Genomic DNA, 14263 nt, shown 5'->3' with positions numbered 1-14263 from the left:
GCGGCAACAACAACACCGGCGCTTCCACCGGAGCGCCAGAAGCTACAGCCGGCAACGTCGGCGCTGATATCACTACGACCTCTAACCTGGGTGCCACAAAATTAAACAGAATCAACGCAATAGTCCTTCCCGCGCACAGGTCTCATAAGAACGTCAACTGACATCGCCAGTACGCTATGTAGAAATTTTCATGCCGTAAGAAGCATTTATCTTTTACAACTGCTGCCTATGAAATCGATTTGGAAGAATCTCATAGATAATCGAACGGGGGAGTCCCTTGGTCCACATTCGGAACTCTACTGCCGCAGCGACAGGTTAATGAGGGGTGGTGCTCCGAACCGTTCGGCCGAACGCTCCAGCAAGAGAAATAGCTACGATATCTCGGGCCAGATGAAATCGCGGCTTGCTACTTCTATCGGGCCAGCTACTAATGTCAAAAGGCTTGAGCATGACGTCCAACAGACCCGCTCAATGCGCAAATCTGATAACTGTCCTAGCATGTGAATCTACTAATGTGCCTTTATCTCCGGGAGAAACGATTATGTCGCACTTCGATGGTCAGGTATATGACATTGATTTTATTAGAAAATTGAACGATACTCAATTTGGTGTTCGCACAATCGGCGGGAACGACGCTCAAGCCTTTTTTTCAACGGATTTCCGCTTTCAGGTAATATTGGCCTCAGCACTGGTTACCCAAACTCCTGTAACGATCGAATACGAAGAGATTGACCATAAAAAGCGTATATCGTCCGTGACGATAAGATCTTCAGCGCCTATCGATTCCAAGCTTGAGATAGGTGCTCGGATTGAAACCGATAGCAATGGAAATTCGACGCGAGCGAAACTGCATATCGACTAATTTCCGTCGTCGAATGATTTGAGACGCTTTTGGCTTGGGAAGATTGAAGTTTCCGGCTCGGTTTGCGGGTTGAAGAGTTCGAAATACCCTTGAATTCGTGATCGGCGCAGCGGCCTGATGGCTGTTGTCGGCTTTCGCCCTCCGATTTCATGCTGGATTTCGTGGGTCACTGCCATTGCGGGGAAGTCGGCGTCATGCGGCGGCACGGCGGCCCTCGTGGAAGACATAGTGGAGTATGTTGTAGGCGAGGTTGGCTATGCCGATCTTTACCGTGGTCCGCTGATGCCAATCGTGCGGAGGAAGAGCTTCATCTGTACTTTTGCCTGGCGAAGACACGCTCGAAGGCGAACCTGATCCTTGATCGTCGCCCGTTGGCCCGCGACATCGTTTCAGGCATTGGCTTGCCCTTCGGCTTTCGCTGATAGATGTCCGACTTCATCCCATTGTCCTGCAGCCATTCCTCGTTGGTCTTCGAGCGATAGGCGCTGTCGGCTCAGACCGTCGAGGCAGTATTGTCCTTGGTCACGACGTTCCTGAGTTGAGCGCCGTCGTGGGCGGCCGCACTCGTCACCGTCCATCCCCGGATGAACCCATGCGCCCTTTCGGTTCCGGCATGGTTCTCGTAGCCGAACATCGGAATGGCGATGTCATGCTGCTTGGTCGCGGCTGATTTCGGCGTTTCCGTCGGCTCCTTCGCCCTGGAACATTTCACCGTCCAACGCGCATCCCGATCCTCTGCGCGAGCTTGGCGGGCTTGTCCTTCCACGCGTATGGGATGTCACCAGCCTTGATCGCGTCTTTCTCGTCCTGACTGTTGTGCTGCCTGGGAGCCTGGATGATCGTTGCATCAACGATCTGACCGCCTTTGGCCAGATAGCCCGACCGTGAGAGATGCTTGTCGAAACGGGATGGCACCAGCCCGCACCAGGCTTTCACGGAACAGCCAGATCGTCTTGGCATCGGGAACCTTGTCGCAAAGGCCAAGCCGAGAAACCGCATGAACGACAACCGGTCTTGGATGAAGAACTCGGCCTGGTCGTCGGAGAGATTGTAAAGCGCCTGCAGCACCCCGATCTTGAACGTCAGCAACGCCGGAAACGGCAAACGTCCGCCCTTCGATCCGTCGGATCGCTTCAATGCCTTCGCCAAAGGCCTCTCGAACAAAGCCCAGGGAATGATGCTGTTGAGTTTCTCCAGAGGGTCGCCGACAGCACTTAGGCTCGTAACGCTCGTCCAAATCCCAAAAGCCTGGCTGCCCACGCATCATCCGTTCCCTGGAAATCACGCAAGCAGAATCACGAAAACCGGCTGAAGGGAAGGTTTTTAGAGGCATCCGGTTGATTTATGAGAATGTAAGTGTTCACACCCCTCCCGGAGAGACCAACCATGACCAGCCCAGATTCTATACCTGCCGATGCGGTGTTGGTAGCCATCGACATTGCAAAGGTCCGCAACGAAGTCCTAATCGACGTCCCTTGCGACAGACGCCGTCGCCGGCTTGTGGTCCTGAACACTCGCCTGAAGCATGACCGTTTGATCGCGGTTTTGCGGGGCTATAAGAGTCCGGTCAGCACCGCGGCCAGACGCGGCTTTCCACGTTCGGCAACGCAAGGCCGCGGCGCACCCTATGGATCGCTGGGCAAGTGGCCATCCGCCAGCGCGAGAACGGCTTTCGTCACAAGTTCGAACGCTACATCGCCAAAGACCGCGACAATGCCGATCGGCGCCGCAAGGCGATGACTGCCGTTACCGCCAAGATGGCTCGCGTCGTGCATGCCGTCGTCAAAGGCGGTTCCGATTACCGGCCCTTCGTCGAGGGGCGGTACCAGGTGGAAGAACCTCTGTCAGGACGAGCCGTGAGGGCATCAATGCCTAAGCCGCTTCTTGCCCGCTTCGAGAAACTCCTTCGACCAACTATAATACAGGCTCTCGGCGATCCCTCTCGGCGGCAGATCGCGGCAATGCTGTCCTCGCCGCGCAGACCGTTCAGCACGATGCGGATTTTATCCTCGGCCGAATGGTGCTTGCGCGTGGCGCGGCGAATGTCCTCGATGACGTGTTCGGCCGCTGGTTTCTGCGACCCGGATTTTTGTCTCATCTTCGCTTCCTTGAATGAGCTAGGATGAGCCGAAAATCCTCGCTTCTCAATTAAACACTTCTGTCTCAGGGCGCTGATCCCGGACAGAGGCCTTTAATTGCAGGAGGCCTCTTTGTCAGCGCGCAGTGCCGAGCAACAGGAGATTTGAACTCGGACCGCCACGCCAGACGGCGGCCGAGGCTCGACATGGGGCGCAGCGCATGGTTTATCGCGGCCAAAGGGGAAAGGCTGGAAGTCGGTCGATCGCCCTCTTTTTAGTGATGATCGTTACGTCGCCGTAGTTCTCCCCAGCTGTTCGAGGTGCATGTCCCTGGATTGCGTCAAGCACGCGTGCATCTATTCCCGCCTCGAGGCCGGCAGACTTGAAAGCGTGCCGCCAGCCATGGTTTGGGGAGACGCGACCGGGCACCACGCCTTGCTTTTGCAGCCAATTTGAAATTCTGCCGGAAACGGTTTGCGCTGGGTCTGCTGTTCTCTTGCCGTTCATTGGCGGATAGAAAAGTGGTCCCTCGGGAGACGCCGCGACGAAATCAAGAAATCCCTTTTCGATGATCTGCCTATGAAGGGGTACATCGCGGTATTTGCGATTTTTAACCCTCCCGGCGTCAGGCGTAATTCTGATGTAGTGAATGCCATTTTCCTCTCGGACATCCTCTTTTCGAACTTGAGTAACCTCGGAAATGCGTGAGCCAGTGAATACGCAAATTAGAGGCGCCCATTTCTTGGCGGCGCTTGTGCTCGGTTTCTCAGGTGTTTGAGGATTGTCAGAATGAGGGGGCGTATATGCCATCGCGAAATTCAGCACCGCGGTAGCCTCTTCGCGAGTGAAACCCTTGGGCCGATTGAGAACCTTCGGTGCCACCTTTAACTTGATGTCCTTCGCTGGGTTCGCGTCAAGGAGATCGTTGGAGACTGCCCAATTCAATACGGCATTAACCGCCGTAAGGTAGACATCGCGAACGGTACGCCGCGAAAGAGCTACGATTTTCGCGTCCTTCCATTCAATGAGCATCTTTTTCTTGAGTTTCTTGGCATCGGCCGTTTTCGTGAATCTGATAAGGTCGTCTATAATCGGTCGCCAACGCTTTTCGGCTCCGTCGCCTTTTCCATTTGCCCGAAGTTCGGCCAGGTATCGATTAAATGTAAGCGGTGTCGCGCTCACACCTTGGCGGGATAATTCCAGGGAAGCAGCTCATCGATCTTGCTCTGCTTGTGTCCGTTGACGATGGCAGTGAGCGTGCTTGTCATGTAGGCCTGCGGATCGACAGAGTTGAGTTTGCAGGTCTCAACGAGCGAGGCGATGGTGGCCCGGTTTTCTGCTCCGGCATCGTGTCCTGCAAAGAGCGCGTTCTTACGATTGAGGGCTGTCGGCCGGATGGTTCTTTCGACGCTATTGTTGTCGATCTCGATGCGGCCATCGGTCAGGAAGAGGCCCAGGCCGTCCCAGTATTTGGCGATGTATTTCAGGGCTTCGCCCAGCGGTGATTTGGTGGCGACGCGGGCACGGTGATGGGCGAGCCATCTTTCCATGTCGGCGATCAGTGGTTTTGATCGCGCCTGTCGCGCAGCCAAGCGGGTTTCAGCATCAAGCCCCCGCAAATCGGCCTCGATCCGGTAAAGTTCACCAATCCGCTTTACACCTTCCTCGGCAATCGGCGAAGATCCAGTGCGGGTGATCTCCACCAGCTTGCGACGGGCAAGCGCCCAGCAATAGGCAAGCCGGATGTCGGGACCGATACGATCTGACGCGATCAGCCGATTGTATCCGGCATAACCGTCGACCTGCAGAACGCCTGAGAAGCCCTGCAATATCCGCTCGGCATGCTGTCCTCCACGACCGGGAGCGTAGGTGAAGGCGACGCCCGGCGGAGCACCGCCACTCCATGGTCGATCATCCCGTGCCAGTGCCCAGAAGTAGCCGGTCCTGGTTTTGCGAGAGCCGGGATCGAGCACAGGGGCGCGGGTCTCGTCCATGAAGAGTTTCTTGGAGCGCTTCAGGTCGGCGATCAGCGCATCGAAGACAGGACGCAGTTCGAACGCGGCACGGCCGACCCAATCGGCAAGGGTGGAGCGGTCGAGGTCAATGCCCTGGCGGCTCATGATCTGAGCCTGCCGATACAGGGGGAGATGATCGGCGTACTTGGAGACCAGCACATGGGCGACCGTGGCCTCCGTCGGCAAACCTGCCTGAATCAGGCGTGCCGGAGCCGGAGCCTGCACGACGCCGTCGGTGCAGGCGCGGCACGCATACTTCGGACGACGGGTCACGATGACACGGGGATGACGTCAAGCCTCTCCGACACATCCTCACCGATGCAATGCAGGCAACCGCCGCAGGCGCAGGTCAGGCTTTCCGGCTCGATGACTACCTCGATACGGGGAAGATGGCTGGGGAGCGAGCCGCGATTTGCCGCGCGTGGCTTGGAGACCTGTTTGCCCGAGGCAGCATCGGCCCCTTCCTCGGCTTGAACAGCCGCGATGGCCGTTTCCAAATCCTCCAGCGCCAGATCGAACTGGTCGGGATCGGTCTTTTCGGATTTGCGCCCGAAAGCCGCCTGCTTGAAGGCAGCAACCAGCCTTTCCAGTCGTTCGATCCGCTCGTCCTTGCGAACTTCACGCGCGGTTGCCGCTATCAGCATTGCCTTCAAGGCAACAATATCATCGGGAAGATCGGCGGCATTCAGCATGCGCCAAATCTACCAAATTCGGCTTCGGTTTGCCCTTGGAATTTGGCGACCGAGTCATCGTGCCGCAGCTATTCGATGGCTTCCGGCACTCTCGTCTCGACTGCACGGACCCGACGCCAGTCGAGACCAGCAAATAGCGCCTCAAACTGCGCGTGGCCCAATGTCATCAAGCCATCCTTGATGCCAGGCCAGGTGAAGGTGTGTTCTTCCAGTCGCTTGTAGGCCATCACCATACCGCTGCCATCCCAGTAGATCAGCTTTAACCGGTCCGCCTTGCGTGACCGGAACACGAATACCGTTCCGGTGAACGGGTGCTTGCGCAGTTCGTTCTTCACCAGCGCCGCCAACCCGTCATGGCCCTTGCGAAAGTCCACCGGCTTTGTCGCCACCATGATCCGCACGCGGTTCGACGGAAAGATCATGCCGAGGCCGCCAACGCACGCGCAATGGTGACGATCCGGGCGGCAGATGCGCCTTCCTCCAGGCGGATCATGACGGGACCGACGCGATCTCGGGACGATTGACTTCTTTAATCAGCGGCTCGGCGGCAGTTGTCTCGACAACCATAGCCGCGAATTCCACCGCATCCTCGGGCGCAGGCAAAACCAGTTTGTCCTGCCGCGCCATCGTACGCCATGACGACAGATGGTTCGGCTTCAGCCCATAGCGGTCTGCCACCTCGTTCACCGTCACGCCCGGCCGCAAACTCTCCGAAACGATCCTGGCCTTCACCTCATCCGGCCAGTGGCGATCTACATCACGTCCGGCATTCCCGGTTGTGAGAAACTCCAACGTAGTCTCCATGGAGAAACTCCCTTCGTTCGTCCATGGAAAGTCGATCACAGATCATCACGCCAGCGGCAAGGTGGGGGCGAAACATCGGTTACGATTAAATAGCTCGCGTAGCGGTATAGGTGGCTGATCATCGACAGGCGGCTCACCCTGCTTGATGACGGGATGCTGGGGCATTCCAGAGAAGTCTCCTTCGTCACGCTCGGCCACGCGCGACAGCGCTTCAAGCTCAGAAATGCACAGCGCTCTGGCTAGTGCGCGCCAATTCTCGGATCCAGTCTCCACGGTGGTATTGCCAAGGCGCCGGTAGCGCTCGATCCGACCACCGATAAGCTCACCCAACGCTCGGTCATTTAGTTTGCCCGCTAGACCAGCCCGTAAATCGGCGACGTAGACATCATCAATACCAATACTCGACCAGAGCGGCCCAAGATTTCTTAGTTCATCGTCGAACGAAAGGCGCTCGTGGTAGTTTCGTACAGCGATTTGCTCGGAGGTGAGCAGATATCGCCCCGATAAGGCGGTGTCGCCGCATCGCTGTTGTCTACGCTGTTCAGCCCGGTCAATTTCGTGCTGAAGGGTCGCGACTGCGCTGTGTAGCTGAGCCAGAGCAGCCCGACGGTCCGGTCCCAGGGCTTTGCGCAGTTCGGTCCTGTTCTCAAGGTAAGGACGAAGGTTTTTGGGAATGACGAGACGGGCAAAATAGCGGCCGTTTCGATTCAACAGATAGCGGGGTTGGCGAGCCATGATCTTCCGTTTTTGTAACGCAGTTTGTAACGGAAGGATGTACGGAAACCCCTGAAAAGCAAGAGCTTCAATGAAATCAAAAGGAAAGGATGGTGCTGCTAGAGAGATTTGAATTTTCCAAGCTCGCACCTTTATGTCAGTTAAATCAATATGTTAAATTCGCCTGATCGTTGTCCGATGTAGCATGCCGCTGTAGCGCATTCAAGCTCCGCTTGCGTCGTGTTTCCACAATACCTGCCCCGCCCAGGTACCCACGGGCAAGAGTGTCAATCCATCCATATTTGCTGTTTATAAGCGAGTGCTGACCTATCCATATCGGGAAGCACTCGCTATGCAATTTCTTACCTGCATTGTCGGAATGGGGTTTCATGATCAACGAGAGAACTCAGCCAAAGCGCCGCTTCAGCGTTGGTGGGCACAGAATAAAGCAAGCTGATGGGCTCGTCACAGAGTGCTCATCACGGGTTGCGAAGAGCGGAAGCCAAGCACATAGCTTTTATATCGGCACCGACGAGTTCTCGATCTTCACCGATGATAAGCTTTCACCGGTTATTGTGGGCGACAGGGTGCGGTTCGACTACGAAATTCGCCGGTTGAAATCGGGAAATCGGAATGAGTATTTTTCAGTTATTCCCGAGAGCCTAACTATTATTGCCCCCAGCGAATTTGGCGGTACGCTCGAGGGAAATCTCTACGTCCTCAGCAATCCATCGATGCCGGGCCTCCTTAAGATAGGATACACAACAGGAACAGTAGCGAAGCGCGTTTCCGAATTGTCCGGAGTTACCGGCGTCCCCACGGGATTTAAGGTTGAGTGGTCCTTGCCTATCGTTGGCGACCCGAGGGCCGTTGAGCAGAGGGCTCATGCGCACCTAGCTACGAAACGCCGTGGCAAGGAATTCTTCAAGGTTTCGCTAGATGAGGCCAAAAATGCCTGCACGCAGAGTTTCGCCGAACTTTATCCGGAGCTTGCTTCCAGCATGGGCGAGGCTTTCGCTGCTCGTGCCAAAGCTGAAATCCAGCGGAGAAACGACCTCGAGAGGCTCGCTTCTGAACGAGAGATGGAGCGTGAGAAGGAGGCACAACAACAAGCGTTTGACGCCACTAGGGAAGGACGATGGCTCAAAGAGGGATCGTGCGAGGTTGTGTTGCGCGACTTTCAGCATGAGCCCAAGCGGGGTCAGCCTTCATTTTTCTTGAAGGTTGTTGGGCTCGAGTACACGGATTTTCTTGAGTTTGTGGTCCATCCCACTCAAGACTATGACGGGGGGACTATGAATTGGTGCCTCAATGTATCTGGGCGCGTGCGGAATAAGGCGATTTCGAAGTCTGAGAACTTTATGACCCAGGTAGAGTGCATGGAGCAACTCGCCTTAGCGATGCAGGAGCCCGTCTCCAACCAGCGAGCAAAGATAAGGGTGCACAATATCTTCATCGACAATCCGCCAGAATTGCCAGAAGCCTACCAAGATCCAAGGGCTACTCTGACCCTGAAGTCCCTTGATGGATTGGTTATCCGACCAGTTCCCGCGAAGGAGAAGCGCAATAGACGCTCGTGATACTGCCTGAGCAGCTGCCGCACTGCTACTCCCCCATAGCAATCGGCTCAATTCCTCACAGTTTACAACGCGCCGAAGGTTCAGAGACCACTTTCTGGTAAAGAGTGGGCAAGCAGAAGCTCAATTGCTTGCTCTAGATCGGCCCCAAGATGCCTCAGGGCCTGCCCGCGTGACCTCGGATAGACATGCAGCTCGGTCTTCCCGCCGCCAATTCCAGACCACTTCTTGTGGGTACCAGATGCAAGCTTGTGGACCTGCTTCGCCCACTGGACGCGCTTGAACTCCGCCTTGCGATCCGGCTGGATGTCAGCCCGAATTGTCAACTCCACCGCAAGACACGCCTCAACGACCTTGCGAGGATCGACCTGGGCTTTCCGTAGTCTCGCCCAAGCCGCCCTGGCTCGTTCCTGCGGTGAGAGCCCGTTGAGCCGGAATGCCTCCACATGCGGACCAGCGTTCGCGTACAACCTCTGGATCCTCTGGATCGCGTTCGTCACCCACATGTCGTCTTTGTTGGCCTCAAGCCATGCCCTTGCGATCATGCGATGCGGTGCAATCTCGCTTGCCCCGTAGGACCGCTTGTAGGGGCTTCCGTGGCGTGAGTAGTGATCGGCGTGGGATCGGCAGTAGAACGTGTCCAGGCCGTCCTGTGTGGCTGCACGAGATGGCTTGCCGCAGCCCATCACGCGACACGTGTGGAACCTGAAGCTGGGCTCCTTCGCCCGGGCCTTGACCTCTTCTTTGCGTTCCCTCTTCTTGCTCCAGCTTGTCATGGCTAGTTCGAGGTAGATCTCATCTGGGCCCTACGCCGCAAGGGTTTCTCATGTGTTCGTGAATAACTGGGGTGATAATTAGCATATTTCCATCTAACCATCTGATTTAACTAAAAGTCATTATTGACGATGACATCTGCCATCTGTCCACCGATCTCTCTCGCTGCTGACGCCACCATTGTCACCACGCGCTCCCGAACCGCCGTGTTTGCGATCGTTCTAACGCGAGCCTTGATCTGATCAACGGCCGCTCTCACCGCGATCTCGCTCTCCCGATCAACCATGCTTTCGTCGGCAGGCATGAACTCCTTTAGTTCGTCAAGGAGCCCGCCGGTCTTCATGGCCCTGAAGACGGAAGGAAAGTCCTTCTCCATCCACACGGGAAGTTGATGTCTCGAAACGATGCCCTTCAGATCGTCAGCCATCACCTTCGCAGACTTCACACCGGACCCGCGTCCAGTGCGGTGCCCGCCTGCCTTAACGTAGGCTCTAAAGCAGCCTCTGCGGTCTTTTCGGGTTAACTGAAGTCCGTGCGTCATGTTCGCCTGTGCCGCCAGCCAGGGCAACTCCTTGAGCTCCGCCTGTATGACCTTGGCCTGAACCGTCTGAAGCCCTGCTCTTCTAGCCGCCTCTGTTCGATGCCAGCCATCCACGAGGTGGCAGCCCATGCTGATGTCGGATGGGTCAACCTGGACGGCGGTCACCGGAGGAAACTTCGAGCCAGCCTTCATGGCATCGAGGTAGTCCCTCACCGTTGCGGGGGAAGTGCCGGCGGCCCTGATCTGCACCTCGGGGTTCAAGACAATCGCATCCAGCCGTATCGCGATGCTGTCGCCCCCGACCACGAATGGCCACAGTTCCTTGAGTTCGGGTGGTTTAGCTTTAGCCAATTGTAGTTCTCTTTCTTACTGCCTTGGTTCGGCTATCGTTAAACAGGATCGAAGGCGACGTCATCGATCACGCGCCAGTCAATATAGCCACCCCGCACTGAAGCGCAGAAGGCAACGAATAACCGCTGAAGCACAAGCGCATGGGTTGCCGACGCCTGTCCAAAGCGTCTTCGGTAGTTGTCCGGAGGTCGTGGGTAGGGCGTCCTACACGGTCAGGTGCGGGTTGCCAAGGTCGGCGATGCAGTAACGCACCAATCGCGGTCCTTGCTGATCAGGTGTCTGTCACTATCGAACCAAAAATAAACTAGCAACCACCTTCGGTCCTGTTGTGAACCTCTGAGAGCGTTACGCCAATGCTAGCGGCTATCTTTGGATCGAAAGTTAATTCTCCGCCTTTTGTTTGATGATTTCCACCACCATAGAAGCACCCACTCCTATCTATTGGAATTGTAATTCCCTGCAACACCTCGCCTGATTGTCCTAAGATGGTAATGGTCGTGCTTTGCGAACCTGACCATGTGCCAGGGGAACCCGTCCAGAAGAAATCAACGTTGAATGAACCGCCCCCTCGTCCGTTTGAAACTACTGTCACCTTAATTTGCATAATACGACCTTCACGGGACAAGTCAGGATGCGTGAAGACTTTCACCAATGGCTCAGGCGCGGACGGCGACCCGGGCACTGTCGCCACGGGAGCGGGAGCAGGAGCAGGTGAGGGTTCAGGTCTTAAAATAGTAACGAGCGCAATAACAGCAAGTATCAATCCGAAAAAGAGTGATGCAAAGAATATCATGTAATTACGCTCTGAGCGCACCTTGATCTGCTCAAGTATTATTCTTTCCTTCGCTTTTTGATTTAAAGCTGCGGTGTCGATCCGTAAAAAATCTGCTGTACTGTCGATTGCTTCAATTCGATCAGCGGGAGGGGCGCTTAAAATTATATCTCGGCGTTGCTTTAGGCTGGCGCGGTATGCATAAAATATTGCGGCGATGACAAACGCCACAAGACTGAGGCCACCAGTGACGTACGGGATTGCAGCAGCTAAGTTCAACGTTGCCCCTCCGCAGATCAGCTAAATGAGGCTACATCAATAACTGATCCACTTAGGCAAGGGTAGAGTGCTGATATAGACAGCCGTGTATAAATCAAGCTTTTCGCACTGCGGTTTCGTATTTCCGGTATCGCAGACTGTGCAGAATTCACATACAGTAAGATGACCGCAATGCGCCACAAATTGCAGTTGGTGATGCAATGCAAGGCTCGGAGTTTCGCGAACAAACAGTAGTCGGCATTGTATGACGCGGGATACCCTAAGCCCCTTCCCACAGCGCCACTACCGTAGCCGCCTTTACGGGATCGGCGCGAATGCGGATGACCGTCTGCCTGATGAGGCCAGTCTGACGAGCGATCTCGCTGTTGTTCGCACCCATGTCCGCCATGCGGAGGACTTCAGCCAACTTCTCGGCATCAAAGGTCGGTTTGCGGCCGAGGAACTTCTCAGGCTCCTTCGCCTTGGAGTGTTCAATACCAGCCCTCTGGGCATCCTTGGTCGCTTCCATGTGCGCCTGGGCCATCCCGGCCATGAACGTCATCATGGCGTCCCGCAGGGCCATCCCCATGGCATCGGTCCTCGACCCGTCAAACTCCATGTCATTGATGATGGTCTTGATGATGATGCCTTCGCGCATGAAGTGACGTATGGTATCGGTCACATCGTTGTAGTCACGCCCAAGCCTATCGACCCACCGGACAACCAGCGTATCACCTCGGCGCAGCACATCGAACAAGCGCTTGCCCTGCGGCCTCTCCTTGAGCGGGACCTTGCCCGAGACACCATCGTCGGTGACCACAGCGTCGAAGGCGTATCCCTTGGCTTCCGCTTGGGCTCTCTGGTGGGCCACGGTCTGATCGGAGGTCGATACGCGGGCGTAGAGGATGGTCTTTGTCATTGCGATCTAGCCTGTCCAAATTGGTGATGTCCACAGAGCTACGCTGTCCACATGGTGTCGTCAACCCTTATGGACATCCATCGGCAGCAGTTCATCTATGTACACAGCGGTATGCCCTTGTGGACAATAGGACCGGGGTTAACCGCAAAACGGGCTGTCGTCTTCACCAGCGTCAGCCATCCACATCATGTCTTCTGCTTCATGTTTGCGAGCATGCTCTCCGACACCATCGGTCGTTAATAGCCCATCGACAAGCCCCCCAGCAACGTCAAAGGCGGTATCGGTTTGCCCGTAATGCGCATAGCGTCCGACGAACTTTTTGGCCGCCCTCACCCCACCGGGGGGACGCCGCGAGATCCGCATCTAATGATGGCGCTCCAAACTTTTATCCCGAAAACATTCGCACGTTGGCGCTTCGGCTTCAGCTCCACACGTGAGACCGTTCCCATGTTTTGCTCAGCCAAGGCCTGCAAGGCGCTCTGCGCTTGCGACTGGCCAAGCTATCCCGTCTGATGATCCGAGGCTTCTCCTCGTTGACGTAGCCCCTCCCAGAGTTGCCCGTGTCCCAGCAGCAGTTCCTTGATGCCCTCGCGCACCCTAGATGACCCCAAGGCCTGGTTGGACAAGCTGGAATGGCTGTCGGAAGCGTCGATGACCGCGTCCATGATCTTCGTCAGGATATCGGGGGAGTTGGCGAACTGTTCCTTGGTGTTGTTCATGGCCTGCTGGACGAGCGTCTCCGACTTCAGCATTTGGCCTTTGATGTCGCCCATGACGTATCGAACCTGATCCTCTTCATCGACACCCTGGAACAGGTCGTTCAGACGTTCGACGATTTGGGCAAACAGCGCCTTTTCCTTATCCTGTAGCGAACCGGAACCGGGAGCAGTGTAAGGTTTCAGCGTTGCTTCCTCAGAGCTACTCAGGGCGAGAGGCCGCTGGCCCTTGCTCGACAGTTTGTGATGCGTCAACTTGATCTGCGACAGATCGACAGTCTCCCGCTCACACCCGAACTCCAGTTGTGGGATCAGTCGCCTGTAGAACATGTAGCGTTTCTCGATGTCGGTGTTGCCGTAATCGAAGATCTGAGCCAGGAAGGCATAGAGCCGCACGAACGCGCCCATGTCGTTGCGGAACAGGATTAGTGCATTCATTTCATCCTGAGCGTCTTTGGTCGTCTGGGCGTCATCCTTGGCGAGTGCGATCTTCCGGCATTCCTGAGCGGCCTTGTAGGATTTCAGCAGGCGGTCAACCACTGGCCAGATAGCGGCGATGAGGTCGCCCTGCTTCGACAACGGATCGAGTTCCACCTTCACCACTCTGTCCACCTCGAAGCTGTCATAGTAACCAGAGGCGTCCAGCTTCGCCCTGAGGTCAAACACGAGGTTCGGGTCCGTGACATTGGCGAGGTGCGCCGTCTCGTAGTAGGTCTGGAACGCCTTCAGGATGTCGTCGGAGCTGTTGACGAAGTCGAGGACATAGGTCGTGTCCTTGCCCGGGTACGACCGGTTGAGGCGGGAGAGCGTCTGAACCGCCTGTATTCCTGCCAGTCGCCGGTCGACATACATGCCGCACAGGAGCGGCTGATCGAAGCCGGTCTGGAACTTATTGGCGACGAGTAGCACATGGTACTCTGGCAGCTTGAACGCCTCGCGGATGTCGCGCCCGTTCAACCCCGGGTTCAGTTCCTTGCTGGTCTCGGTGAAGGGATCGGGTCCACTCTCCTTGTCGTCGACCTCGCCGGAGAAGGCGACTAGGTGTTGATTTGCGCTGAGAGCTGACCCGGGATTGCGGGAAAATATCACTGAGAATTGACCCATGTTTCAATCATCCCCTGTGGTTTCAGCGGGGGCTTTGGAGTGATCGACATGGCGTTACTGAGCGTAATCCGACGCTGGCATTTTCG

11 protein-coding genes and 4 pseudogenes are annotated in these 14263 nt (G+C 56.0%); 3 read left to right on the top strand and 12 right to left on the bottom strand.

Annotated elements, in window-relative coordinates:
- The first annotated feature begins 541 nt into the window (after nt 1-541).
- Entirely contained in the window at nt 542-862 is a 321-nt protein-coding gene (locus tag AB4048_RS27715; protein ID WP_442205182.1) for a hypothetical protein, read from the top strand.
- Between the two features lie 192 nt (nt 863-1054).
- On the opposite strand, the pseudogene AB4048_RS27710 reads toward AB4048_RS27715, so the two are convergent.
- Nucleotides 1055-2126: pseudogene (locus AB4048_RS27710) on the bottom strand (IS5 family transposase).
- 295 nt (nt 2127-2421) lie between these two features.
- Between AB4048_RS27710 and AB4048_RS27705 the strand changes: the two are divergent.
- A pseudogene (locus AB4048_RS27705) lies at nt 2422-2727 on the top strand (IS110 family transposase); the annotation flags it as partial.
- Between the two features lie 9 nt (nt 2728-2736).
- Here the strand turns inward: AB4048_RS27705 and AB4048_RS27700 are convergent.
- From AB4048_RS27700 to AB4048_RS27675, 6 genes and pseudogenes are all read right to left on the bottom strand, one after another.
- A pseudogene (locus AB4048_RS27700) lies at nt 2737-2960 on the bottom strand (transposase); the annotation flags it as partial.
- 205 nt (nt 2961-3165) lie between these two features.
- On the bottom strand, nt 3166-4122 hold the full coding sequence (locus tag AB4048_RS27695) for a tyrosine-type recombinase/integrase (RefSeq protein ID WP_442205181.1): 957 nt from the start codon (nt 4120-4122) through the stop codon (nt 3166-3168).
- Nucleotides 4119-5647 (bottom strand): annotated as a pseudogene (gene tnpC / locus AB4048_RS27690) (IS66 family transposase). The gene AB4048_RS27695 and the pseudogene tnpC overlap by 4 nt, the downstream one beginning before the upstream one ends.
- A gap of 68 nt (nt 5648-5715) precedes the next feature.
- The gene (gene tnpB / locus AB4048_RS27685; RefSeq protein WP_442205180.1) at nt 5716-6069 is read right to left on the bottom strand and encodes an IS66 family insertion sequence element accessory protein TnpB; all 354 of its coding nucleotides are present in this window, start codon (nt 6067-6069) and stop codon (nt 5716-5718) included.
- 67 nt (nt 6070-6136) lie between these two features.
- Complete coding sequence (locus AB4048_RS27680; protein ID WP_442205179.1) at nt 6137-6451, bottom strand: transposase; 315 nt, start codon at nt 6449-6451, stop codon at nt 6137-6139.
- Between the two features lie 45 nt (nt 6452-6496).
- On the bottom strand, nt 6497-7315 hold the full coding sequence (locus AB4048_RS27675) for a DUF6538 domain-containing protein (RefSeq protein WP_442205178.1): 819 nt from the start codon (nt 7313-7315) through the stop codon (nt 6497-6499).
- Nucleotides 7316-7554: 239 nt separating this feature from the next.
- On the opposite strand from AB4048_RS27675, the gene AB4048_RS27670 reads away from it, so the two are divergent.
- Nucleotides 7555-8745 (top strand): GIY-YIG nuclease family protein, encoded by a 1191-nt coding sequence (locus AB4048_RS27670; RefSeq protein WP_442205177.1) that lies wholly within the window; start codon nt 7555-7557, stop codon nt 8743-8745.
- A gap of 80 nt (nt 8746-8825) precedes the next feature.
- Here the strand turns inward: AB4048_RS27670 and AB4048_RS27665 are convergent, their stop codons facing one another.
- The 5 genes from AB4048_RS27665 to AB4048_RS27645 form a co-directional block, all read right to left on the bottom strand.
- Nucleotides 8826-9518 carry a hypothetical protein gene (locus tag AB4048_RS27665; protein WP_442205176.1) on the bottom strand — a complete coding sequence of 231 codons (693 nt, stop codon included), beginning with the start codon at nt 9516-9518 and terminating at the stop codon, nt 8826-8828.
- 110 nt (nt 9519-9628) lie between these two features.
- Nucleotides 9629-10408 (bottom strand): hypothetical protein, encoded by a 780-nt coding sequence (locus tag AB4048_RS27660; protein WP_442205175.1) that lies wholly within the window; start codon nt 10406-10408, stop codon nt 9629-9631.
- A gap of 304 nt (nt 10409-10712) precedes the next feature.
- Nucleotides 10713-11459 (bottom strand): hypothetical protein, encoded by a 747-nt coding sequence (locus tag AB4048_RS27655; protein WP_442205174.1) that lies wholly within the window; start codon nt 11457-11459, stop codon nt 10713-10715.
- 259 nt (nt 11460-11718) lie between these two features.
- Complete coding sequence (locus tag AB4048_RS27650; RefSeq protein WP_442205173.1) at nt 11719-12357, bottom strand: recombinase family protein; 639 nt, start codon at nt 12355-12357, stop codon at nt 11719-11721.
- A gap of 500 nt (nt 12358-12857) precedes the next feature.
- Nucleotides 12858-14177 carry a type I restriction enzyme subunit R domain-containing protein gene (locus tag AB4048_RS27645; RefSeq protein ID WP_442205172.1) on the bottom strand — a complete coding sequence of 440 codons (1320 nt, stop codon included), beginning with the start codon at nt 14175-14177 and terminating at the stop codon, nt 12858-12860.
- Between the last annotated feature and the right edge of the window lie 86 nt (nt 14178-14263).

This window comes from Rhizobium sp. RAF56 (assembly GCF_052113965.1).
Taxonomy (GTDB): domain Bacteria; phylum Pseudomonadota; class Alphaproteobacteria; order Rhizobiales; family Rhizobiaceae; genus Rhizobium.
The sequence above is the reverse complement of the archived record's forward strand: the minus strand, read 5'-3'. Positions and strand labels throughout refer to the sequence as shown.

Coding starts and splice junctions, on each gene's coding strand:
- AB4048_RS27680 (WP_442205179.1), bottom strand. CDS start 6,451: ATGGAGACTACGTTGGAGTTTCTCACAACCGGGAATGCCGGACGTGAT.
- AB4048_RS27645 (WP_442205172.1), bottom strand. CDS start 14,177: ATGGGTCAATTCTCAGTGATATTTTCCCGCAATCCCGGGTCAGCTCTC.
- tnpB (WP_442205180.1), bottom strand. CDS start 6,069: ATGATCTTTCCGTCGAACCGCGTGCGGATCATGGTGGCGACAAAGCCG.
- AB4048_RS27670 (WP_442205177.1), top strand. CDS start 7,555: ATGATCAACGAGAGAACTCAGCCAAAGCGCCGCTTCAGCGTTGGTGGG.
- AB4048_RS27715 (WP_442205182.1), top strand. CDS start 542: ATGTCGCACTTCGATGGTCAGGTATATGACATTGATTTTATTAGAAAA.
- AB4048_RS27650 (WP_442205173.1), bottom strand. CDS start 12,357: ATGACAAAGACCATCCTCTACGCCCGCGTATCGACCTCCGATCAGACC.
- AB4048_RS27665 (WP_442205176.1), bottom strand. CDS start 9,518: ATGACAAGCTGGAGCAAGAAGAGGGAACGCAAAGAAGAGGTCAAGGCC.